The sequence below is a fragment of the Insolitispirillum peregrinum genome (assembly GCF_900156605.1).
Classification (GTDB): domain Bacteria; phylum Pseudomonadota; class Alphaproteobacteria; order Rhodospirillales; family Rhodospirillaceae; genus Insolitispirillum; species Insolitispirillum peregrinum.
The window spans coordinates 356776-378102 of the sequence record NZ_FTOA01000005.1 but is presented as its reverse complement, the minus strand read 5'-3'; the positions used below and the strand labels follow the sequence as shown (position 1 = coordinate 378102).

The window sequence follows — 21327 nt, the reverse complement described above, 5'->3', positions numbered from 1 at the left end:
TAGAGCAGCGTGCCTGCTTCCGATTTAACGCACGCTGCTCTAAATAAAACGCCCCCCCCGGCACCGCTGGGCCGGGGGGTATGCGAGCGTTCTTACAGGGCCGCGATCACGATCACTTCGACCTTGTATTCCGGGGCCGCCAGCTTGGCTTCGCCAGTGGCGCGGGCCGGAGTGTGGCCGGGGATCACCCATTCATCCCACACGCTGTTCATTTCTTCAAAATCGGCAATATCGGCCAGCCAGATTTGCGCCTTCAGGATCTTTTCACGGCTGGAACCGGCATCGGCCAGCAGGGCATCAACCGCCGCCAGCGCCTGCCGGGTCTGCTCGGCCACCGAAGACCCCGGCTCGCCCACCTGACCGGCCAGATAGACGGTACCTTGATGGATCACCACTTCACTCATACGCGGGCCGACATGCAGACGGCGAATTTCCGAAGAAGACATGCGATGGAACTCGTCTCTTTTTGAGGGGGGAGGAAAACAGGATTGATCCGATCGAAACGGGCGTTACAGCCCGTTCCGCCGTCCACCGGAACGACGCGCACCAAGCCCCGATCCGGGACGGGGAATGAACGCCAGCGGATTGGGCAGCAGGCTCAATGCCTTGCCGACCGAGGTACCGACAGTCTGCCGCAGACGGATGGCTTTCACCACGTCTTCCACCCGCCGTTCCAGAAACAGCCAGGTTTCGGCAAAGTCTTCCGACTGGTCATCCAGCCAGTACAGCAGGGTCGCAGAATAAACCGCCGACAGCGTGGCGCGCTTGGTGTACCAGCTGAAATCCGCCGAACGATCACCAATGGCCTTCCACATTGCATCGGCAGTGTTCCAGGTGGCCTTGGCACCACCCGCCACCGTCGCAGGCATGGCATAGACCGCCAACGCCCGCCGGATCGATTCCTGATGCGGAGCCCACCGGGTCAGCCGGGCCTTGACCACCGCAATGATGCGATCACGGACGTTCATCTCGGCCAGCGGCAATGCCGCCACGTCTTCGGCCATCAGCCGGTCAGCCAGTACCGTAAAGCATTCAACAGCCGTCGTCACCCCATGGGGGAACAGCCGTTCAGCCGCCGAACTGTCCAGCCCCAGATCCTGACAGGCATGGCGCAACGCTTTGGTGCTCCAACCGTCGAAAGGAACGTGCTCCAGAGCCGCCAGAACCAGTCGTTCCCGCAGGGCGTCAAGGCTTTCTTCGTTGCTCATCACTGTTCTTCCTGTGCTTTGCGCAACTCGCTGACAAATCCAAAGGTGCTCAGGTCATCCATCTGCATCGGGTACAGGATACCGTCAAGGTGATCAACCTCGTGCAGCACCACCCGCGCATGAAAACCGCTGGCCTCGGCCTCGACCGGCTCGCCGTCCAGTCCGACGGCGCGATAGCGGATGCGCGTCGGACGCGGTACCACTCCGGCCATTTCCGGGATCGACAGGCATGCTTCCGGGCGATAGACCACCGTCGGGTCCAGAACCTCGATCTGCGGATTGATCAGGACCGTCAGCGGCACGCCACCGACCTCCCTCACCGCCTCGCTGTCGGCCCGTTCCGGCGGCACCATGAAGATCACCACCCGCGACGACACCGCAATCTGCGGCGCAGCCAGTCCGACCCCACCAGAGTCGCGCAACGTATCGACCATATCACCGACCAAAGCCCGGATTTCGGCGCTGGCCGGATCACCCACCGGTTCAGCCGAACGGCGAAGGACGGGATGGCCCATACGGACAATCTCGCGGACAGCCATCGGGTTCCTCCTGCAATAAGCAACGGATAATCAACGACCTGATTTGTTCTGTTGATAGCATACTCCCTCGCTGTCCGCAGGGAAATTCCGTTTCCGGGGGAGGCCCGCAGCACGCCCGGAAAGCATTTTTCGGGATCGCTGTTGAAAAGAGCCCGGTTTTGCGGCATTTTATGTTCACAAGGTTGCGTTGCTGTGTTACATCACTGCCCCTCCGGGAGAGGCTGGCAGACACACTCGCAGTCTCTTCTTACTGTTCCGCAGAAATCGGCACTCGCCCACTCTGGCAACAGGGTTTGGTGCGTGCGTGTTGGCTGGCTGGAACGCCCCGTAAATCAACAAAGGAGCTGAACCAAGTGCAGGTTCTCGTTCGTGATAACAACGTCGAGCAGGCCCTGAAGGCCCTGAAGAAGAAAATGCAGCGCGAAGGCATCTTCCGTGAAATGAAGCTGCGTCGCTCGTTCGAAAAGCCGTCTGAAAAGAAGGCCCGTGAACAGGCTGAAGCCGTGCGTCGCGCCCGTAAGCTGGAGCGCAAGCGCCTGGAACGCGAAGGCTTCTAAGCCTTCCGGTCCCTGCCGGACTCTCTGGCAGCTTTAGCATACGTTGCATTCTGCTCCCGGGCGTGCCGTTCCAAATGGCGCGCTCTGGTGCTCTTATCACGAAATGGGGTGAGTCCTGTCGCTCGCACCCTCAGGCACAGCCTGACGGGCGGGCTTGGTGAAAGCCGACAGACACCGGTGTCACTACCGGACAAAAAGGCCTTTTCCGCCCGGCGGAAAGGGCCTTTTTCGTTGCAATACAACCGCTGTCCCATGAAAAACGGGGGCCTTTAGAGCATTGTGCGAAAAGTGAAAACCGATTTTCGCAAAAACAATGTGACAGAACAAAAGGTTAGACCAGCGTGCCAGCATCAGGTCACAGTACACGACAGTAAGGAAACAAGGACGTGGAGCGCTGCTCCACACCTCGCTGGGGCCAGTCGGCCCCAGACCCCATTCCTTTGATCATAAAAGAGAAAATGGGGGTTCTGGGCCTCAGGCCCCGAGCAGTTCAGGCGGCAGCCTGCACTTTACTTACCAACTGTCGTGTACAGCGGCGTCAGGTTTAACGCACGCTGGTCCAGGCCTCCACCCCGTTACTTCGCCTTGTTCTCACGAGCGTCGGCGATCAGTTCTTTCAGGTCATCCGGCCCCATCGCGCCGGGAACCAGATGGTCACCGACCACAAAGGCCGGTGTTCCGTTGATCCCCAATTCCCGCGCCAACTGCATGTTGGCCTTCAGAATCTGGCTGATCTCGTCACTGTCAGCGGCAGCGGCGATCTTTTTGGCATCCAGACCGTTTTCCTCAGCCATCTTGGTCAGGCTTTCGGCGGTATAGGTACCCTTGTATTTCATCATCGCGGTGTGGAACGCCTGATAGGCCTTTTCCTTGCGCGCCGCCAGCGACCAGCGCGCCGCCATGATGCTGTCCGGCCCCAGGATCGGCAGCTCTTTCAGCACCAGCCGCACCTTGCCGTCACCCTTGATGACCTCCATCACATGCGGTGCCACCGCCTTGCAATAGCCGCAGCGGTAATCAAAGAATTCGACCACCGTCACATCACCGTCGGGATTGCCCAGCACCGGGTCGCCCTTGCTGTGGAACAGGGCATCAGAGTTGCTTTTCAGGGCGCTTTTGTTGCGCTCCATTTCCTCTTTCTGCTGGCGCTCGCGCAGCACATCAATGGCCTCGGCGATCACCTCGGGATGCTCGACCAGATACTCACGCACCAGCCCCTTGATTTCCGCCCGTTGGGCATCGTTGAAGGTATCGGCCGCACTGGCTGGCGCGGCCACCAGCAACGGAGCAAAACCGGCAAGCAGCATCAAGGCTCGCGGCAGACGAAAGGGAACACACACCATCGCGGAGGATCTCCAGCATTCAGAAAGGGGTCTATAGCCAAGGGGAGAGAGGAAAAGACTCTGCCCCGGAATTCATGTTAACGCCGCCCGCCGTTTTCACGATCGCGGCTGGCTTCGGCGGCCTGCTTGATGTCCTGCAGGCGCAGCCACAGCGGATCACTTTGCTTAACCCCGGCCAACGCCTTGTTGACATGGAACAGCGCCTGACTGTTGTCGCCGATCAGCAAGGCATATTCAGCCATCGCATAAGCGGCCTGTGTTTCATCCCCCCGCTGACCGTACAGCGTGCCCAGCAGACGCCAGCCAAAACTGGTGCCCGGTTCGGCGGTCAGGGATTTGCGCAGGTGCTTTTCGGCCTCGGCGCGGCTGGCATCAGTGCCCATTTCGACCAGCACATGCGAAAAACTGAGGTCAATCAGCGGCTCGTTCGGCGCAAGCTGAACCGCCTTGCGATAGGCATCCGCCGCATCGGGCAAACGGGCATTTTCAAACAGCATCTGCCCCTTCAGTTCCCAGAAATAGGCATCATTGGGATATTCGGTCAGCAGGCTGTCAATCTGCGGCAGCGCCTTGGTCAGCTCGCCCCGGCGGAAATAGGCAATCGAGCGGGCATAACGGGCTACGGCGCTCTGGTCACTCTCGCCGTATTTCTGCAAGGTGCGCGATTGCGGTTCGAGGAAGGCAAACAGCTTGGCCACCATGCGGTCATGGCGCAACTGCTTGTCGGTCGGTGTCTGATAGGGAATATGGACCTGCGCGACATGTTCGCGCACCGCCTCGATACGCTCGCTGGTCAACGGGTGGGTACGGACATAGGGGTCTTGACGGCTGCTGGACAGCATTTCCTGATCGGCCAGCGTCTCAAAGAAATCCAGCAACCCCTGCGCCGACTGGTTGGTCTGGTCCAGCACCTTCAGCGCGTACTGATCGGCAGAGGACTCCTGCGTGCGGGTATACGAGAAGAATTCACGCCCGACCACCTGCTGCCCCAGCGACATCGCCGCCATCCCGGCATCGGCCCGGCCCGCCGCCAGACCGGCCAGCAGCCCCAGAGCCATCGTTCCCATCGAGGCCAGCGTAGCCTTTTCCACCGCATCGTTCAGACGTACCAGATGGCCGCCGACGATATGCCCGGTTTCGTGCGCAATGACCCCGGTCAACTGGCCGGGGGTCTCGGTGCGCAAAATCAGGCCGGAATGAATGAACATTCGGTTGCCAGTGGTGACAAAGGCGTTCAAAACACTACTGTTGAGCACCCGGATGGTGACAGAATCCGGTGGCAACCCTGCTGCGCGGAACAGTGGATTCGCGTAGGAGCGAATGGTACTTTCCACTTCCGCATCGCGGATCACCGACGGAGCCGTTTCGGCTATCGCCCCCTGCAAAGGGGCCAACACTGCAGTCATCGACAGGACCCCGGCACGGATAATGACTTTTATCGAAGATAACGCGCGCAAGGTCTCTACCCCTTCTGTTTGGTCTCAAGGTAAGGTGTCGGCAGACCCGCGTCAATTCACTGCCCCGCGAGGAGGCCTCATCGCCATGCAGTCCGCTTTTGCCCATCGTTTCCGTTCACCGCTGCTGGGCGTGGCCCTTGCCTCGACCCTTGCCGTTACCGGCTGCGGCGACCCGGCCCACGACCTTAAGGTCGGAACGGTTGGCTATGTCAATGGCTTTGCAGGCATGGCTGTCTCGACGGAACCGCGTTCGGTTCTGGTCGCCCGCGATGTTCTGAGTGCGGGTGGTTCTGCCGCCGATGCCGCCGTGGCGATGGCCTTTACCCTTAGCGCCACCCTGCCGACATCGGCCGGACTGGGGGCGGGCGGGGTCTGTCTGGTGCATGATCACACCAGCAAGAAAACGCAGACCCTGTCCTTCCTGCCGCCGCCTGCTGGTGCCTCGATGGTTGGCGCTGCCGAACAGAGCGGCACCCCGATTGCCATCCCGACCATGCCGCGCGCCATGTATGCCCTGTATGCCCAGTCGGGCCGCCTGCGCTGGGAACAGTTGCTGGCCCCGGCGGAAAACATCGCCCGCTTTGGCGAGCCGGTGTCGCGTGCGCTGTCGCAGGAAATCGGCCAGAGCGCAGGCCGCATTGGCAACGACCCGATTGCCCGCCGCATCTTTGCCGCCGATGGCGGTCGCCGTCCGGTGCAGGAAGGCGATACCCTGACCCAGCTTGACCTCGCCACCGTCATCGGACGCCTGCGCCAAAAGGGGGCGGGGGACCTGTACAGCGGCCAGCTGGCCCGGCAATACGTTGACGCCGCCGCCCAACTGGGTGGCCAGATCACCCTTGAGTCCTTGCGCTCCTACAGCCCCGAATGGCGCGATACCATCACCGCCCCGTCGGGGAACGAGACCATCCACTTCCCCAGCGACGGGCTGACCGGCTCGGAAACGGCCAAGCTGTGGAACACCGGCAGCCTGACCTCCTCGCTGGGGGATGAACGGGCGCCGGGGATTGGCGCGACCTCGTTCATGGTGATGGACCTGCAAGGCTCCGCCGTGGTCTGCGGCCTGACGATGAACGGCCCGTTCGGTGCCGGACGCCAAATTCCGACCACCGGCATGTTTGCCGTTGCCCCCGGACCAGCCGATGGGCGCAGCCGGATGCCGCTGGCGGTGGCGATGGTGATGAACCACAACGTCAACGAATTCCGCTTTGCCGCCGCAGCGGCGGGCGGCGGGGCCTTTAATCAGGTGGCGCGGGCCGTTCAGGGCTTCGTCAATGAAACCCCGCTGGCCGACAGCATCAGCGCCATCACCAGCTCGGCCTCTGGCCCGGCCCTGCTGAATGCCGCCTCCTGCCCCGAAGGCTTGCCGTCCCATCCCGGGAGCTGCCGGGCGGCGATTGACAGCCGGGGCTCGGGCTATTCCCTGCTGATTGGTGGCCCCCGCTCGTAATCGCCGATCTCCTCTGTTTCCGTCCGGGGTACAGCCCCGGACGCACTGCTTTTGACCGGATGTGTTTGAATGACTCTCAAGATTGCTGACCGCGCCACCGTGCCGCCGTTCATCGTGATGGATGTCCTGCATGCCAGCGCCCAACGGGCGGCACAGGGCCTGCCGGTGTTTCACATGGCGGCCGGACAACCGTCTGTCGGCATCCCGCACGGCGTCACCGAACGCCTGAAAGACCTGCTCGACCGCGACCCGATGGGCTATACCGTCTCGCTGGGCATCCCCGAGCTGCGCCAGAAAATTGCCGACCACTACCAGACCACCCAGGGCGTCACCATTGCGCCGGAGCGGGTGGTGGTCACCACCGGTTCTTCCGGGGCGTTCATTCTGGCCTTTTCGTCCTGCTTTGCCCCCGGTGATCGCGTTGGTCTGGCCGCTCCCGGCTATCCGGCCTATCCCAGCATTCTGCGCTCCCTTGGCATCGAGCCGGTCCGCATCCCGGTCGGCCCCGACAGCCGCTATCAGCCAACGGTCGAGGTTCTGGAAAAACTGGGCGAAAAGCTCGATGGCCTGATCGTCGCCAGCCCGTCCAATCCGACCGGCACGGTGATGCCCGCTGACGAGCTGGAAAAGCTGTGCCAGTGGTGCGATGCCAACGGCGTGCGGCTGATCTCGGACGAGATTTACCACGGGATCACCTTTGGCGATCCGGCGGTCTCGGCCACCCGCTTTTCGCAGACGCCGGTGATCATCAACAGCTTTTCCAAGTATTTCTGCATGACCGGCTGGCGGCTGGGCTGGATGGTGGTGCCCGAAGACATGGTGCGCCCGATTGAATGCCTGACGCAGAACCTGTTCATCTCGGCCCCCACCCTGTCGCAGTACGCCGGGACGCTGGTCTTTGACCATCTGGAGGAGCTGGAGCAGCGCGTTCAGGGCTATGCCGCCAACCGGGCCTTGCTGCTCGATGCCCTGCCCGCCGCTGGCATCACCCGTTTTGCCCCGCCGGACGGAGCCTTTTACCTGTATGCCGATGTTTCCCACCTGACCAACGACAGCCTGTCGTTCTGTCAGAGGATGCTGGCCGAATGCGGTGTGGCCGCCGCGCCGGGGGTGGACTTTGACCCGATCGGCGGCCAGTCGTCGGTGCGTTTTTCGTTTGCCCGTGACCACCAGCACGTCAAGCAAGCGGTCGAGGCTCTCACCGGCTGGTTAAACCGTCAGTCCTGATAAAAGGGCAGAGGCGAGGGATACCTTGCCTCCGCCCCTTCTCACAGGTCGCGTGTGGGGACACTAGACCAGCATGCGTTAAACCTGACGCCACAGTACACGACAAAAAACAAAAAGATCATGGAGCGCTGCTCCAAACCTCGCTGGGGCCTTGAGGCCCCAGACCCCATTGACTTGATTTTTAAAGAAAAAATGGGGGTTCGGGGCCTCAGGCCCCGAGCAGTTCAGGCGGCAGCCTGCACTTTCTTGCCTAACTGTCGTGTACTGTGACCTGACGCAGGCACACTGATCTACCCTTTTGATCTGTCGCAGTGATAGCGCGCAAAACCGGAACCACTTTTGCGCTCACGGCTCTACAGCGAAGAAAGCAAAGTGAGAAAATCGGCGTAGACCTTATGATAGGTCATCAGGACATTGCGAGACTGCGCAAGCGGCGATGTGGCGAAATAATCAACGTCCATCACGCTTGCCGCTTGCGGAGAATTCCCCTCGGCGCTGACCTTGATGGAATGGGCGAGCACCAGCGGAGCCTGCACATAGTTGCCGGTATGCGACAGACGCCGGACATATTCAAACAGCTCGCCCCCCGGCTTCATCGCCGTATCGAACCGTTTCAGAATTTCTTCTGATTTCTTTTTGATCTCGCCCCCTTTCCGCTGGGCGGCAACAGGGCTTCGCGACAGGGCATTCTGCTCGGTGATCAGGCGATTGGTGTCGGCCACCGCCTTGCGCAAGAATTCATGGAACTCGTCAATTCTGGTACTGGCCGCCTGCAATTTCTTGGGCAGCAGCTTTAATTGGTTCTGCCCGTCATTCAGCAAGGTCAGCGCCGCATCAGCGGCCTTTTCCAGATCCTGAGTGGTGCTCAGGGATTTGGGCGGGCGCTGATCATCAACCAGATTCCACACATACTGGCTGAGTGTTTGATGGGCCTGTTCACGATTGGAATAGGCAGACTTGGCGAACATGACGATACCGGCAACACCGGCAGTCACCGCCACCTGTGGCCCGGCACAGGCTGCAAGGAAAGCCCCCGAGGCAATGGCTGATCCAGCAAGCGTTGCCGCTCCGGCAACCAGTCCCAAAGATCCCGAAGCGTTCCCGAAGGCCCCCAGAGTTTGATTGGTCACATTCGAGGCTGAAAAGCTGCCCCGGTCAATCGACTGGAACCAGTTAGTCAGGGAATGGGAAACACGGCGTACATTGGAGACTTCGATTTTCGCCAACATCGGCGTAAAGGTCGGATTCTCGGTCATTGGCACTCCCTTCATTCATAATATTCAGGGCGGTAAGCCTTTAACCTGACCCTACCCCAGCTCCAGGCTTGGCGCACGGCGGTCTAAAACTGACACGCTGAAACAATCCATTCTTTCTTACACAAATGATTGTGCAAATATAGAAACTTACAATGCCACCTCATTGCTTTGTCCAGAAAGACAAAATGCATCCAATATAACTATAAATTCACCATCAATGCGGGAAATTATAAATAATAACCCCCATACCACATGAAACAGAGTCACCTGCCCATGACTCCAGAAACGCCACAGGGCGGAGAAGGAAACCCTCTCCGCCCTGTGGCAGCAAATCAAGATGGTCGCAACGCAGATTTAGATCAGCGTGCGTTGACTCTGATGCCTGCACGCTGATCTAACCTTTTGTTCCGTCGCAGTGAGCGCAAAACCGGAACCACTTTTGCGCGCTATCACTGCTTTACCGCTTCATGTCGCGCACTTCCTGCGTCATTTCGTCGGCCGTTTTGAAGGCGGTCGAGGCCATGGTATAGGCCTTTTGGGTGACGATCATCTTGGTGAACTGGTCTTCGACGTTGACGTTGGACTGTTCCAGTGCCGTCGGCACAAAGCTGCCGACATCGTTACGGCTGTTGATGCTGCGCAGCGTCACCGCTCCGGATTCATTATTGGCGCGATACTGGTTGCCACTGATCGCCGTTAACTGATCCGGTGCCGCGAAGGTTGCCAGTGGCAACTTGTACACCGGCTGTACGGTATTGTTGGAGAAATATGCCGACAGTACCCCGAACTGGTCGAAGCTGGAGTTCACCAGGGTACCAGTCAGATAGCCGTCATCTTTCGGTGTTCCAACGGTAAAACCGCCAGCATCGGCATACTGGGTCATATCGCTGAGATCAAGCGTGATGTCTGACGCTACGCTGCCATCATTCCAGGTAATTTCCAGCCTGTAGCTGGAGGCATCAGCCGGATCGATAACCCCGTCTTCGTTAAAGGTCACCGTATCGGGGGTCAGATAGGCGGTGTCGATGTTGTCGTTGTTGCTGGTCCCCAGCGACAGGGTCCACTGATTGTCTTCCCCGGCGACCTTGGACCAGTTCAGCACGATATTGTTCCTGGTGGCCGCAGCCCCGCCTTCTGTGGCCGCCACCACGCTGATGCTGGAGTTATAGCTGGCCGCCGAACCATTGTTGTTCGGCACGTTCCCTGACAGGCTGATCGAGGTCGTGGCTTTGGCAGGTGCAATCACGTCTGCATTGACCACCACCGGCACAAGGGTTGAGCCGAAGCCGCCTGCACCATCCGAGAGCCACCCCATCAGGTACTTGCCGTCCTGCGTGGTCAGGGCGGCCCCCTTGTCACTCACGCCATCGCCATTGGTGTCAACGCCGAGATCAACGGTGCGGGTCGAGAAATTGCCCGCACGGGTATAATAGGTGTCACCGCTGCCTGACGGCGTGGTATTGACCACAAAGAAGCCCTGCCCGTTGATCGCCAGATCATAGGGATTGACCGACGAACTGATCGGCCCCTGCCCCGACACGCGCCGGATGTCCACCGGCTGTACCGAGAACGAGGTGAACGATGGGGTCGCGCCATTCTTCAAGGTCTGATAGTGGGTATCGACCTGCTTGTACGACACCGTATTCATGTTGGCGATATTGGAACTCACCTGTCCCATGGCATGGCCATGCGTTTGCAGGGCCTGCATGGAGGTGGAAAAGGATCCCCAAATCGTCATCGCTCTAAACCTCTGGCCTGTCGCCGCCCCGTGGGGGGCTTGCACCTTCTGGTGCGGGCGGAGCTATCGAACTGTTGCTGCAACAGAGGCAAATTTCATGCCACCACTGCAAATTATTTTAAATCAAGGAGTTAGATGCGGACGCACGCCTTAACTCTTTGTACTCTAGGCAGTTTTGGCCGTTTTGACCTGCTTTTTCTGCCGGTCCCGGCATTTTTTTCCGCCAGGTTCATCACCTTACCCCGTATCAGTTAGTTTTTCGTCAACATCGCCACAGGTTCTTGACAGGCCCCGACCTTTCGCCCGAGAAGGGCACTCCCCGTTGATTTCTGGTCTTTTCCTCTCCCATGCCCCAGCTTCCCCCTCTGCGTGCCCAGCAATACGCCACCCGATCCTCGTTCTTCATCGCCGGGTTCGGCCTTGCCGCCTGGGCACCGCTGGTGCCGTTTGCCAAGCAGAACACCGGGCTGGATGATGGCAGCCTCGGGCTATTGTTGCTGTGCCTTGGCTGCGGCTCGTTCGTTGCCATGCCGCTGGCCGGTGTCCTTGCCGCCCGCCATGGCTGTCGGCGCATTCTGCTGCTGGCGATGGTGCTGGTGTGCCTGACCCTGCCGCTGCTGACCCTCGCCGGGTCGCCGTGGGCACTGGCGCTCACCCTGCTGGCCTTTGGCGCCGGGATTGGCACCCTCGATTGCACCACCAACATTCATGCGGTGATGGTCGAACGGGACAGCGACACGGCGATGATGTCGGGCTTTCATGCCTTTTACAGCATCGGCGGACTGGCCGGAGCCGCCAGCATGACCGCCCTGCTGAGTGCCGGGCTGGTGCCGTGGCAGGCGGCCTGCGGGCTGGTTGCCTGCCTGCTGGTGCTGGCGGCCTTCAGCGCTGCGTCCCTGCGCGCCGACTGCGCCCCCGCTGGCGGTACCCGCATGGCCCGCCCGCGCGGCATGGTGCTGGTGATCGGCCTGCTGTGCTTTGCCGCCTTTCTGGCCGAAGGCGCGGTGCTGGACTGGGGTGCGGTCTTTCTGACCGAAGCGAAAGCCGTTCCGGCCAGCTATGCCGGGGCCAGCTTTGTGGTGTTTTCCACCACCATGACCCTCACCCGCCTGCTGGGCGACCGCATCGTTGGCGTTCTCGGCCACCGCCGCGCCATCACCATCGGCGGGCTGGGGGCCTGCGCCGGGTTTGTCCTCGCCGCGCTCGCTCCCGACTGGCCGCTGGCGCTGGTCGGCTATGGCGTGGTCGGCATCGGCTGCGCCAACATCGTCCCGGCGCTGTTTTCCCTCGCTGGCCGACAGACCACCATGCCGGACAGTCAGGCCATTCCCGCCATCACCACCCTGGGATATCTGGGGATTTTGGCCGGTCCGGCGCTGATCGGCTTCGTCGCCCATGCCACCAGCCTGCCGACGGCATTTTTTGCCGTCGCCGGAACGATGATGGTGGTCGCCGCCGCCATGCGCTGGATGCCGCGCGCAATCTAGCGCAGAAGGTTTACGGCTTTTCTCTTTTTTGAGGAGACAGAGGTCTGTACTCTCGGGGAACACGAGATTGATTGGACAAACCAAAGATGCCGGACCGCTCTGTTTCCGCCGAAGGTTCCATCAGCCACAGCATCATTGTCACCGGTGATGGAAGCAGGGTTTCACTGAGCTTCGGGGCATCCGGGCTGGTGCTGCCGGTCGAGCGCAAGCACAGTCGCAGACCGGATCGGCGGCGGCAGCCCCATGAGCTTGACGTGCTCGATCCGGCGCGGGGGCGAATGCCGCTGATCGGGCGGGAGCGCGAGCTGTCCGACCTGCGCGGCTGGCTGGAAAGTGACGCTGACATTTCCGTCCATGCGCTGATCGGCTCCGCAGGCACCGGCAAGACCCGGTTAGCGATTGGGCTGTGCGAGATGATTGAGGCCGAGGGTTCGGACTGGCTGGCCGGTTTCCTGTCGCCCAGCCATCTGCCGCGCCTTGCCGATGCCTTTGCCACCACCGCCTTTGAGTGGACCCGCTCGACCCTGCTGGTGATTGATTACGCCGCACAGGGCTACGAGGCCCTTGGCCACTGGCTCGATCATCTGGCCGCCGGTCCGGCACTGGACGGGGTGAAGCTGCGGATGTTGTTACTTGAACGGCAAGCCCCCGAAGGGTTTGGCTGGTGGCATGAGCTGACGGCCTCGCCGCTGAATGCCTCGGCGGAGCGGCGTGATCTGTTCCGGCGACCGCGCCCCGACACGCTGGCCGGGCTGGCCGATGTCGAGGTGCGGCGGCAGGTGCTGGCCGCAGCCCTTGCCGCGACGGCAGATTTGCACCAGACCACGCCGAAACCCATGCCATCGCCCGAGGATGATCCGGCCTTTGAGAAACGGCTGTCTGAGCCGGTGTTCGGCAACGCCCTGTCGCTGGTGATGGCCGGGGTGATTGCGCACGACATGGGCCTGCGCCCGGCGTTGGCGCTACGGCGGCTGGACGCGGCACGACGCCTCGGACAGCGAGAATTGACGCGGTTCGCCACTCTTGCCGGGCCGGACGCACAGGCGATGCGGCATCTGCTGGCGTTCAACGGCATGGCAGGCGGCCTGCCGGTTGCCGGGCTGACGCAGCAGTTGAACAATGAGCTGTCTGCGCTGGGAGCTTCGGCCCATACACAACGGCTGTCAGAGCTGCTGCAACAGGAACTGCCGCCCTCTCTCCCCCGTGATGGAGAGGCCAGACCGGAGCGACTGGCGACCATCCAGCCCGACCTGATCGGCGAAGCGGTGATCATCGAATCCTTCGAGACCACACCGGAACGGAAAGCCGAGGGGCTGGCAACGCTGCAACGAGCCTATGCGCTGACCGGCGCGGCGACGGCACAGGCCCTGATGCGGCTGATGCAGGACTACGCCTATGCGGTTGAAGACCCAACGGCGAGCGACCCGGAGCGCGCAACGGGAGAGCGGCTGCTGGGATGGCTGCGCGGCCTCGCCGCCTCGCTGACCGATCCCGAGGCGCTGGAGCCGCTCGCCTTTGCATTGCCAGAGAAGACGCTGGTGCTGCGCGACATCGCCGCCGAGATCACAGGACGGCTGGCCTCTGTCTATGAGGCTGCCCTACCGGTAGAGGGTGATGCTCTGGTCCGAAACCTCCATCGGGCGATGATCTGGAAAGGAAATTATGCGTCACGCCTCAGCAATCTAGGGCGACGGGAGGAGGCCCTGTCTGCCGCCGAACGGACTTCAGAACTGGCACGGCACTTGGCCGCTATTGCCCCGGAGACGTTCACGCTCGACCTCGCCACGTCACTGAGCAATCAAGCCAGCTTCCTCAATAATTTAGGGCGACCTGAAGAAGGGCTGGTGGTGGCACAGCAGGCGGTGGATCTGCACCACGCCCTTGCCACGACCCGGACCGGCTCCACCGTACCCAATTTGGCTGCATCTTTGAACAATCTAGCCAACGCCCTCAGCGCTCTCGGACAACGTGAAAAGGCGTTGATGATAGCGCGACAAGCAGAGACGCTATACCGCGACCTCGCCGCAGCCCGACCTGATGCCTTCACGCCCGACCTCGCCGCGTCGCTGAACAATTTAGCAGGTTTCCTCAGCGACCTTGGGCGGCGGGAAGAAGCACTGGCAATGGCGCAAGAGACAGTGGAGCTACGCCGCACTCTCGCCACGTCTCAACCTGACGCCTTCAAACCCGCCTTAGCCACATCATTGAATAATATGGCTAATTTCCTAAGCGATCTAGGGCAGAGGAAAAAGGCTATGGCGGTGGCTCAACAAGCTGTGGATTTGTACCGCGCCCTAGCCGTGGTTTGCCCCGATGCCTTCACCCCCGCCCTCGCCACGTCGCTGAACACTCTGGCCACTTGTATCAGCGATCTCGGGCAACGAGAAGAGGCGCTAGCGGTGGCGCAAGAAGCGGTGGGGCTATACAGTGCCCTCGCCACCGCCCGCCCCGATGCCTTCATGCCCGATCTAGCCGGATCACTAAACACTCTGGCGGTTTTACTCCATGATATCAGGCGACACGAAGAAGCACTGACAGTGGCGCAGCAGGCCGTGGATCTACGCCGCGCCCTTGCTGTGGCTCGGCCCGATGCATTCACGCCCGCCCTCGCCACCTCGTTGAACACTCTGGCCAATCGTCTCAGCGATCTCGGGCAACGTGAAGAGGCCCTGATAGTAGCGCAAGAGGCAGTGAGCTTGCGCCGCACCCTCACTGCAACACAGCCAGAGGCTTTCATGCCCGCCCTCGCCATGTCGCTGAACAATCTAGCCAATTCCCTCCGTTCTCTCGGGCGGCAGGAAGAGGCGAGGGTAATGGCGCAGGAGGCAGTGGATTTGTACCGCACCCTCGCGGCGGCCCAGCCTGATGCCTTCTCAGTGAATTTGTCGATCTCTTTGGGCATGTTCACTGACTTGATGATCTCTTTGGGAGACAAGCAGCGGGCACTGGAAACCTGCACCGAAGCGATACAGGCACTGATCCCAACATTCATGACGACACCACAAGTGGCGGCGCAGTGGATGACAATGCATTTACAGCGTTATAGTTCACTGTGCCAAGATTTAGAACAAGAGCTCGATGAAAGCTGGCTACAACCAATAGTCGATGCCCTTGGAAAAATAAATAACGAGATGGCCTGAAATGAGCCAAATAAAAGGTAAAATCTATGGCATACTCGTAGGGGAAAAGTCAGATAACGATGACTACTCTCTTGATGAGATATTTTCACAGACTAGAATATTAAGGGATAAAGGGCACATCAGGGAGGAACACCTACTAGAGATAAATGCCGACATACTCCGCGGACTAATTGGGACTATTTTTAACGGTGAGCGACCAAAAATTGAGGCCGCATTGGCTGCAATCAAACAGGAGGTTCATATTAGCATGATGACAGGTGATGACAGATCAGTGAAAGCCGGGGGCAATATCGTGGGCTCCCAAATCATCACCGGCGATAACAACATCGCCCAGATGAAGGACATCTCCGTGACCCTGACCTCGGGCGAGGGCGTGGATATTGTTGCCGAGCTGGCCGGGTTGCGGCAGGCGTTGATGGAACTGAAGGCCGGGGATCAGCACGGCAAGATCGACCGGGCGCTTCAGGACGCGGAAGAGGAAGCGGGCAAGCCTCAGCCGAACAAGGACGAGATCGGCTCCGCTGTCGCGCGTGCCGTCAAATATGCCAAGAACGCCAGCGATTTCGCCGAACACGGCAGCAAGATCGCCGAACGGCTTGCTCCGGTGGTGTCCTGGCTGGGAGAGAACGGAACCAAAATCCTGACGCTCGCCGGGATCGCCTTCTGAAGCGCGCCACAGCCCCCAAACGTGCGTCAAAAAAACGGGGTCCGGGGCCGAGCACTGTGAGCTTTGTCGCCCACAGTGCTCACTCTTTGAAGTGCCGTATTGTTTTTGCGAAAACCGGTTCCCACTTTTCGCACAATACTCTCAAGGCCCCGACGAGGTGTGGAGCAGCGCTCCACATCCCTCCCTCCCCCAAAAAAACCGGTCAGATCAGCCCGGACAGCGGCGAGCTGGGGTCGGCGTACAGCTTCTTCGGCATCCGGCCCGCCTGATAGGACAGACGACCGGCCTCGATGGCCAGCTTCATCGCCCGCGCCATGCGGATCGGGTCTTTCGCCTGCGCGATGGCGGTGTTCATCAGCACGCCGTCACAGCCCAGTTCCATGGCAATCGCCGCATCCGAAGCGGTCCCCACCCCGGCATCGACCAGCACCGGCACCGACAGGCTTTCCTTGATCAGGCGGATGTTGACCGGGTTCTGAATCCCCAGCCCCGAGCCGATCAGCGAGCCGAGCGGCATCACCGCCACGCAGCCCATGTCTTCCAGACGCTTGGCGACGATCGGATCGTCGTTGGTGTAGACCATCACCTTGAAGCCGTCCTTGACCAGCAGCTCGGCGGCCAGCAGGGTTTCGGTGATGTTGGGATAGAGGGTTTTCTGGTCGCCCAGCACTTCCAGCTTCACCAGATCCCAGCCACCGGCTTCGCGCGCCAGCCGCAGGGTGCGCACGGCGCTGTCGGCGTCAAAGCAGCCAGCGGTGTTCGGCAGGTAGGTATAGACCTTGGGATCGACATAATCGACCAGCATCGGCTGGCTGGGGTCGGACAGGTTGACGCGCCGCACTGCCACGGTGACGATTTCCGCCCCCGAAGCCTCGATGGCAAGTTTGGTTTCTTCAAAGTCCTTGTACTTGCCGGTACCCACCAGCAGGCGCGAGGTAAAGCGGCGGCCCGCCACCTCGAACCCGTCATCGTGCAGCATGTCAGACAGCGTGTCAGTCATGGGATCCACCCCCGATAAAATGAACAATTTCCAGAACGTCACCCTCAGCCAGAGCCACCTCGGCATACTGTGACTTGGGGACGATCTCGCGGTTCCGTTCCACCGCCACCTTGCGCGGGTCCAGTCCCAGACCCAGCAGCAGGCTGTTGACCGTGGAACCGTCGTCCACGGTGCGGCTTTCGCCGTTCAAAGTGATCTTCATCTGCCGTCCAGAATCAGCGGTTTGCTCTGCCGGGCCGCCCCGTTGCGCGTGACGGGGCCAGCCAGACAGACGAAAGATCGCCGGAGTATGGGGCGGCGGCCGTTGTCATGCAACCCGTCATCCATCACGGGTAATTCTCAAATCATGGCCCACCAGATGACAATTTTGTTGTTTAACCCTACCCGATCGGTCTGGATCAGCCTACCCGCGCCCCGCTCTGGTGGCTGAAAAACCGCCATCCCACCGGCCCTGCCGCGATGCAGTGTTGCCTGTTGGCCCAGAATTGCTATATCCCTACACCATCGAGATGACCGAAATGGCAGACGCGCCCTTGACTCTAGCTTCCGGCTCCACGGCCCCATCCCTTCAGCCTGATGGTTCTCTGCCATCGGTGCTGATCCTCAATGGCCCGAACCTCAACATGCTCGGCACCCGCCAGCCCGAGGTTTATGGTCGGGAAACCCTGGCGGACATCGAAACCCTCTGTCACGCCCATGCCGCCGCGCTGGGCCTGCGGGTTGACTTTCGCCAGTCCAACCACGAAGGCGAGCTGGTGACGTGGATCCAGCAAGCCCGCCTGGAACAGCGCGCCATCATCATCAATGCCGCCGCCTATACCCATACCTCGGTGGCCATTCTTGATGCCCTGCTGGCCGTCGCCCTGCCGACGGTCGAGGTCCATTTGTCCAACATTCACCAGCGCGATGCCTTTCGACACCATTCCTATGTGTCAAAGGCAGCCAAGGGAATGATCTGTGGTTTTGGCAGCCACGGGTACATTCTGGCGCTGGATGCGGTGGCCCGCCTGCTGGCGGTTTGACCGAACCTCTGGCTGGCTGACAGCCGCCGCGCCTGCCCTGTTTCACCCCCTCCCTGCGACCGGAGCACCGGGCCTGACCGTGATTTATCAAGGCCGCTCCTCAAGCATCAGGAACGAGATCAAAACAATGAGCAACGACACCACCAAAAACACCAGCATCGACAGCGAAGCGATCCGCCAACTGGCCTGCCTGCTGGATGAAACCGGCCTGAACGAAATCGAATACGAAAGCGAAAGCGTCCGTATTCGCGTTGCCAAGGGTGGCGGCATGGTGTCCTACGCGGCTCCGGCGGCTGCTCCGGTGGCCGCTGCCCCGGCGGCGGTTGCGGCCAGCGCCCCGGCTGCCGATCACCCGGGCACCCTGAAGGCCCCGATGGTGGGCATGGCCTATCTGTCGCCGGAACCCGGTGCCGCCGTGTTCGTCACCGCCGGCCAGATGGTCAGCGAAGGCCAGACCCTGATGCTGATCGAAGCGATGAAGACCTTCAACCCGGTGCGTGCTCCGCGCTCGGGCAAGCTGACCGCCCTGCTGGTCGCCGATGCCCAGCCGGTCGAATTCGGCCAGCCGCTGGCGATCATCGAGTAAGGTACGCTTCCACCTCTGGGGCTGTGAGTCGTTGATATCCATCGCGCTCACAGCCCCAGCTATTCATCTTGTCGCATTGGTTTTGCGAAAACCGCTTGCCGCTTTTCGCACAATGCTCTGACAGAGGGACGCATTCCCAATGTTTGAAAAAGTCCTGATCGCCAACCGAGGCGAGATCGCGCTGCGCATTCACCGTGCATGCCGCGAAATGGGCATCAAGACGGTGGCCGTCCACTCGACCGCTGACGCGGCAGCCATGCACGTCCGGCTGGCTGACGAAGCCGTCTGTATCGGCCCGCCGTCGGCCAAGGACAGCTATCTGAACAAGGCGGCCATCCTGTCGGCGGCCACCATCACCGGGGCCGATGCCATCCACCCCGGCTATGGTTTCCTGTCGGAAAACGCCGACTTTGCCGAAATGGTCGAAGACCACGGGTTCGTGTTCATCGGCCCCAGCCCGGCGCACATCCGCCTGATGGGCGACAAGGTGACCGCGAAAAAGGCCGCCATCGAGTCCGGCCTGCCGGTGGTGCCGGGCAGCCCCGGTGCCGTGGACAGCGTCGAAGAAGCCTTTGAAGTCGCCAAGGAAACCGGCTATCCGGTACTGATCAAGGCCTCGGCAGGCGGCGGCGGGCGCGGCATGAAGGTTGCCAACAGCGAAAAAGAGCTGGAAGAAGCCTGGCGCACCGCCCGCAGCGAAGCCCTGGCCGCCTTTGGCAACGCCGAAGTGTACATGGAAAAGTACCTCGGCAACCCGCGCCACATCGAAATCCAGATTCTGGCCGACAACCACGGCAACGTGGTCCATCTGGGCGAACGTGACTGTTCGTTGCAGCGTCGCCACCAGAAGGTTCTGGAAGAAGCGCCGTCACCGGCCCTGAACGCCGCCGAACGGGCACGCATCGGGGAAGTTGCCTGCGCCGCCATGCGCACGCTGGGCTACCGCAACGCCGGGACCATCGAATTCCTGTACGAAAACGGCGAGTTCTTCTTCATCGAAATGAACACCCGTTTGCAGGTCGAACACCCGATCACCGAAGCCATCACCGGCCTCGATCTGGTGCGCGAACAGCTGCGCATTGCCGCCGGGGCTCCGCTGGGCTATGGCCAGCAGGATGTCCACTTCACCGGCCATGCCATCGAATGCCGTATCAATGCCGAAAACCCGGAAACCTTCCGGCCCTGCCCCGGCACCGTTGGCGATTATCACCCGCCCGGCGGTCTGGGGGTGCGCGTTGATTCCGGCCTGTTCGCCGGTGCGACCGTTCCGCCGCATTACGACAGCATGATTGCCAAGCTGATCGTCCACGGCAACAGCCGCAACGAATGCCTGATGCGCCTGCGGCGTGCTCTGGGTGAATTCGTGGTCGGCGGCATTGAAACCACCATTCCGCTGCATCAACGGCTGGTGGAGAACACCGATTTCCAGAACGGCGACTATGACATTCGCTGGCTGGAAAAGACCATGCTGAACCTGTAACAGCGACTCTCCGGGCGTTTTCCTGCCGGTGGAAAGCGCCCGGAGTGCTAGAGCAAATCCCGAGCAGATGGACACATCTGCGACGACGTATTTGCTTAAATAACAAATCACTAGAGCATTTACCGTGATCCTTGGAGACCGAGAAATGCTCTAGAGCAGCGTGCGTTAAACCGGACGCAGGCACGCTGCTCTAACCTTTTGTTTTGTCGCATTGTTGTTGCGAAAACCGGTTCCCACTTTTCGCTCAATGCTCTAGTTTACCACTCGCGGCCATCCCGCTGGCTGGAAAACCGTTCGGCCAGAAAGTCCAGAAACAGGCGCACCTTGGCCGACAGCAGATGGCGTTGCAGGAACATCGCATAGATGTCCGCCGCCACCCCGGACCAGTCCGGCAACACCTGCACCAGATCGCCCGAGCGCAGGTAGGGCGCAATATCCCATTCCGAGCGCAACAAGACCCCATGACCGGCCAGTGCCCAGTCAACGGCGATTTCGCCATGGTTGGTCGAAACGGCCCCGTGGACCTTGACCGTCACCTGACTGTTGCCGGATTCCAGCGCCCAGGTATTGAAGGTGTTGAAATTCTCACGGATGAAGATGCACTGGTGCTGCGTCAGCTCACGCGGGGTCTGTGGCGTGCCGTTCCGGTGCAGATAGGCCGGAGCCGCACACAGTAAACGGCGATTGCTGGCGATCTTGCGCGCAATGATGCCGGTTTCGCTGCCCACCCCGAACCGGATGCCGATATCCATCGCCTCGGCTGCCAAATCCAGTGGCCGGTCGGTCAGGTGCAGCACCACCTCCACCGCCGGATGGGCGCCCGTAAACTGCGAAATCAGCGGCCCCAGATGGCGACGGCCAAAGCCGAACCCGGCATTGACCCGCAACAGCCCGCGCGGCGTCTCGCGGCTGGCGGCAAGGTCGTGCTCCAGTTGCTCCAGATCGGCCAGAATGCGGCGGCCTTCCTCCAGATAGCGTTCGCCCTCTGGCGTCAGGCTCTGGCGGCGGGTGGTGCGGTGGAGAAGGCGAACCCCCAGACGCTGCTCCAGCGCCGCCAGACGGCGACTGACCGCCGGAGCCGAGACGCCGAGCTGCTGGGCCGCCGCCGCCAGACTGGAATAGCGGGACAGCGTCAGAAAGAACGCCAAATCTCCGGGATCGCTCATCACA

General features: G+C 61.0%; 19 protein-coding genes. 9 read left to right on the top strand and 10 right to left on the bottom strand.

Annotated features, from left to right (window positions below):
- Positions 1 to 92: 92 nt before the first annotated feature.
- The 3 genes from BW995_RS15075 to def form a co-directional block, all read right to left on the bottom strand.
- Positions 93 to 446, bottom strand: a complete 354-nt coding sequence (locus BW995_RS15075) for a RidA family protein (protein ID WP_076401220.1) — start codon at positions 444 to 446, stop codon at positions 93 to 95.
- A gap of 63 nt (positions 447 to 509) precedes the next feature.
- Entirely contained in the window at positions 510 to 1208 is a 699-nt protein-coding gene (locus tag BW995_RS15070) for a COQ9 family protein (RefSeq protein WP_076401219.1), read from the bottom strand.
- The gene (gene def, locus BW995_RS15065) at positions 1208 to 1747 is read right to left on the bottom strand and encodes a peptide deformylase (RefSeq protein WP_076401218.1); all 540 of its coding nucleotides are present in this window, start codon (positions 1745 to 1747) and stop codon (positions 1208 to 1210) included. Before def ends, BW995_RS15070 begins: the two co-directional genes overlap by 1 nt.
- Before the next feature lie 353 nt (positions 1748 to 2100).
- Between def and rpsU the strand changes: the two genes are divergently transcribed.
- Positions 2101 to 2304 carry a 30S ribosomal protein S21 gene (gene rpsU, locus BW995_RS15060; RefSeq protein WP_076401217.1) on the top strand — a complete coding sequence of 68 codons (204 nt, stop codon included), beginning with the start codon at positions 2101 to 2103 and terminating at the stop codon, positions 2302 to 2304.
- A gap of 575 nt (positions 2305 to 2879) precedes the next feature.
- On the opposite strand, the gene BW995_RS15055 is transcribed toward rpsU, so the two are convergent.
- Positions 2880 to 3647 carry a DsbA family protein gene (locus BW995_RS15055; RefSeq protein ID WP_076401216.1) on the bottom strand — a complete coding sequence of 256 codons (768 nt, stop codon included), beginning with the start codon at positions 3645 to 3647 and terminating at the stop codon, positions 2880 to 2882.
- 77 nt (positions 3648 to 3724) lie between these two features.
- Entirely contained in the window at positions 3725 to 5053 is a 1329-nt protein-coding gene (locus tag BW995_RS15050; RefSeq protein ID WP_076401215.1) for a M48 family metalloprotease, read from the bottom strand.
- Positions 5054 to 5189: 136 nt separating this feature from the next.
- Here BW995_RS15050 and BW995_RS15045 point away from each other — a divergent pair, with 136 nt between their 5' ends.
- Both BW995_RS15045 and BW995_RS15040 read left to right on the top strand, forming a co-directional pair.
- Complete coding sequence (locus BW995_RS15045; RefSeq protein WP_175617089.1) at positions 5190 to 6554, top strand: gamma-glutamyltransferase; 1365 nt, start codon at positions 5190 to 5192, stop codon at positions 6552 to 6554.
- 69 nt (positions 6555 to 6623) lie between these two features.
- A complete protein-coding gene (locus BW995_RS15040; protein ID WP_076401214.1) occupies positions 6624 to 7781 on the top strand; it encodes a pyridoxal phosphate-dependent aminotransferase in 1158 nt (385 codons plus the stop codon).
- A gap of 353 nt (positions 7782 to 8134) precedes the next feature.
- On the opposite strand, the gene BW995_RS15035 is transcribed toward BW995_RS15040, so the two are convergent.
- Positions 8135 to 9037, bottom strand: coding sequence for a hypothetical protein (locus BW995_RS15035; protein WP_076401213.1), 903 nt, complete (start codon positions 9035 to 9037; stop codon positions 8135 to 8137).
- Positions 9038 to 9494: 457 nt separating this feature from the next.
- Positions 9495 to 10775 carry a flagellar hook protein FlgE gene (locus BW995_RS15030; RefSeq protein ID WP_076401212.1) on the bottom strand — a complete coding sequence of 427 codons (1281 nt, stop codon included), beginning with the start codon at positions 10773 to 10775 and terminating at the stop codon, positions 9495 to 9497.
- Between the two features lie 347 nt (positions 10776 to 11122).
- Here BW995_RS15030 and BW995_RS15025 point away from each other — a divergent pair, with 347 nt between their 5' ends.
- The 3 genes from BW995_RS15025 to BW995_RS15015 all read left to right on the top strand — a co-directional run bounded on the left by BW995_RS15025 (position 11123) and on the right by BW995_RS15015 (position 16069).
- On the top strand, positions 11123 to 12262 hold the full coding sequence (locus tag BW995_RS15025; protein ID WP_076401211.1) for an MFS transporter: 1140 nt from the start codon (positions 11123 to 11125) through the stop codon (positions 12260 to 12262).
- Positions 12263 to 12348: 86 nt separating this feature from the next.
- Positions 12349 to 15402, top strand: coding sequence for a tetratricopeptide repeat protein (locus tag BW995_RS15020; RefSeq protein WP_076401210.1), 3054 nt, complete (start codon positions 12349 to 12351; stop codon positions 15400 to 15402).
- A 292-nt stretch (positions 15403 to 15694) separates the two neighbouring features.
- Positions 15695 to 16069: a hypothetical protein gene (locus BW995_RS15015; protein WP_217696104.1), complete on the top strand. Its 375-nt coding sequence runs from the start codon at positions 15695 to 15697 to the stop codon at positions 16067 to 16069.
- Between the two features lie 202 nt (positions 16070 to 16271).
- Here BW995_RS15015 and BW995_RS15010 read toward each other — a convergent pair whose 3' ends face one another.
- Together BW995_RS15010 and thiS are read right to left on the bottom strand one after the other, a co-directional pair.
- Positions 16272 to 17069, bottom strand: a complete 798-nt coding sequence (locus BW995_RS15010; RefSeq protein ID WP_076401209.1) for a bifunctional sulfur carrier protein/thiazole synthase protein — start codon at positions 17067 to 17069, stop codon at positions 16272 to 16274.
- Positions 17062 to 17271, bottom strand: coding sequence for a sulfur carrier protein ThiS (gene thiS, locus BW995_RS21425; RefSeq protein ID WP_076401208.1), 210 nt, complete (start codon positions 17269 to 17271; stop codon positions 17062 to 17064). Before thiS ends, BW995_RS15010 begins: the two co-directional genes overlap by 8 nt.
- A 382-nt stretch (positions 17272 to 17653) precedes the next feature.
- Between thiS and aroQ the strand changes: the two genes are divergently transcribed.
- The 3 genes from aroQ to accC all read left to right on the top strand — a co-directional run bounded on the left by aroQ (position 17654) and on the right by accC (position 20157).
- Complete coding sequence (aroQ, locus tag BW995_RS15000; RefSeq protein ID WP_076401332.1) at positions 17654 to 18091, top strand: type II 3-dehydroquinate dehydratase; 438 nt, start codon at positions 17654 to 17656, stop codon at positions 18089 to 18091.
- A gap of 127 nt (positions 18092 to 18218) precedes the next feature.
- Positions 18219 to 18677 (top strand): acetyl-CoA carboxylase biotin carboxyl carrier protein, encoded by a 459-nt coding sequence (locus BW995_RS14995; RefSeq protein ID WP_076401207.1) that lies wholly within the window; start codon positions 18219 to 18221, stop codon positions 18675 to 18677.
- 139 nt (positions 18678 to 18816) lie between these two features.
- On the top strand, positions 18817 to 20157 hold the full coding sequence (gene accC, locus BW995_RS14990; protein WP_076401206.1) for an acetyl-CoA carboxylase biotin carboxylase subunit: 1341 nt from the start codon (positions 18817 to 18819) through the stop codon (positions 20155 to 20157).
- A gap of 257 nt (positions 20158 to 20414) precedes the next feature.
- On the opposite strand, the gene BW995_RS14985 is transcribed toward accC, so the two are convergent.
- Positions 20415 to 21323, bottom strand: coding sequence for a LysR family transcriptional regulator (locus BW995_RS14985; protein WP_076401205.1), 909 nt, complete (start codon positions 21321 to 21323; stop codon positions 20415 to 20417).
- Positions 21324 to 21327 lie beyond the last annotated feature (4 nt).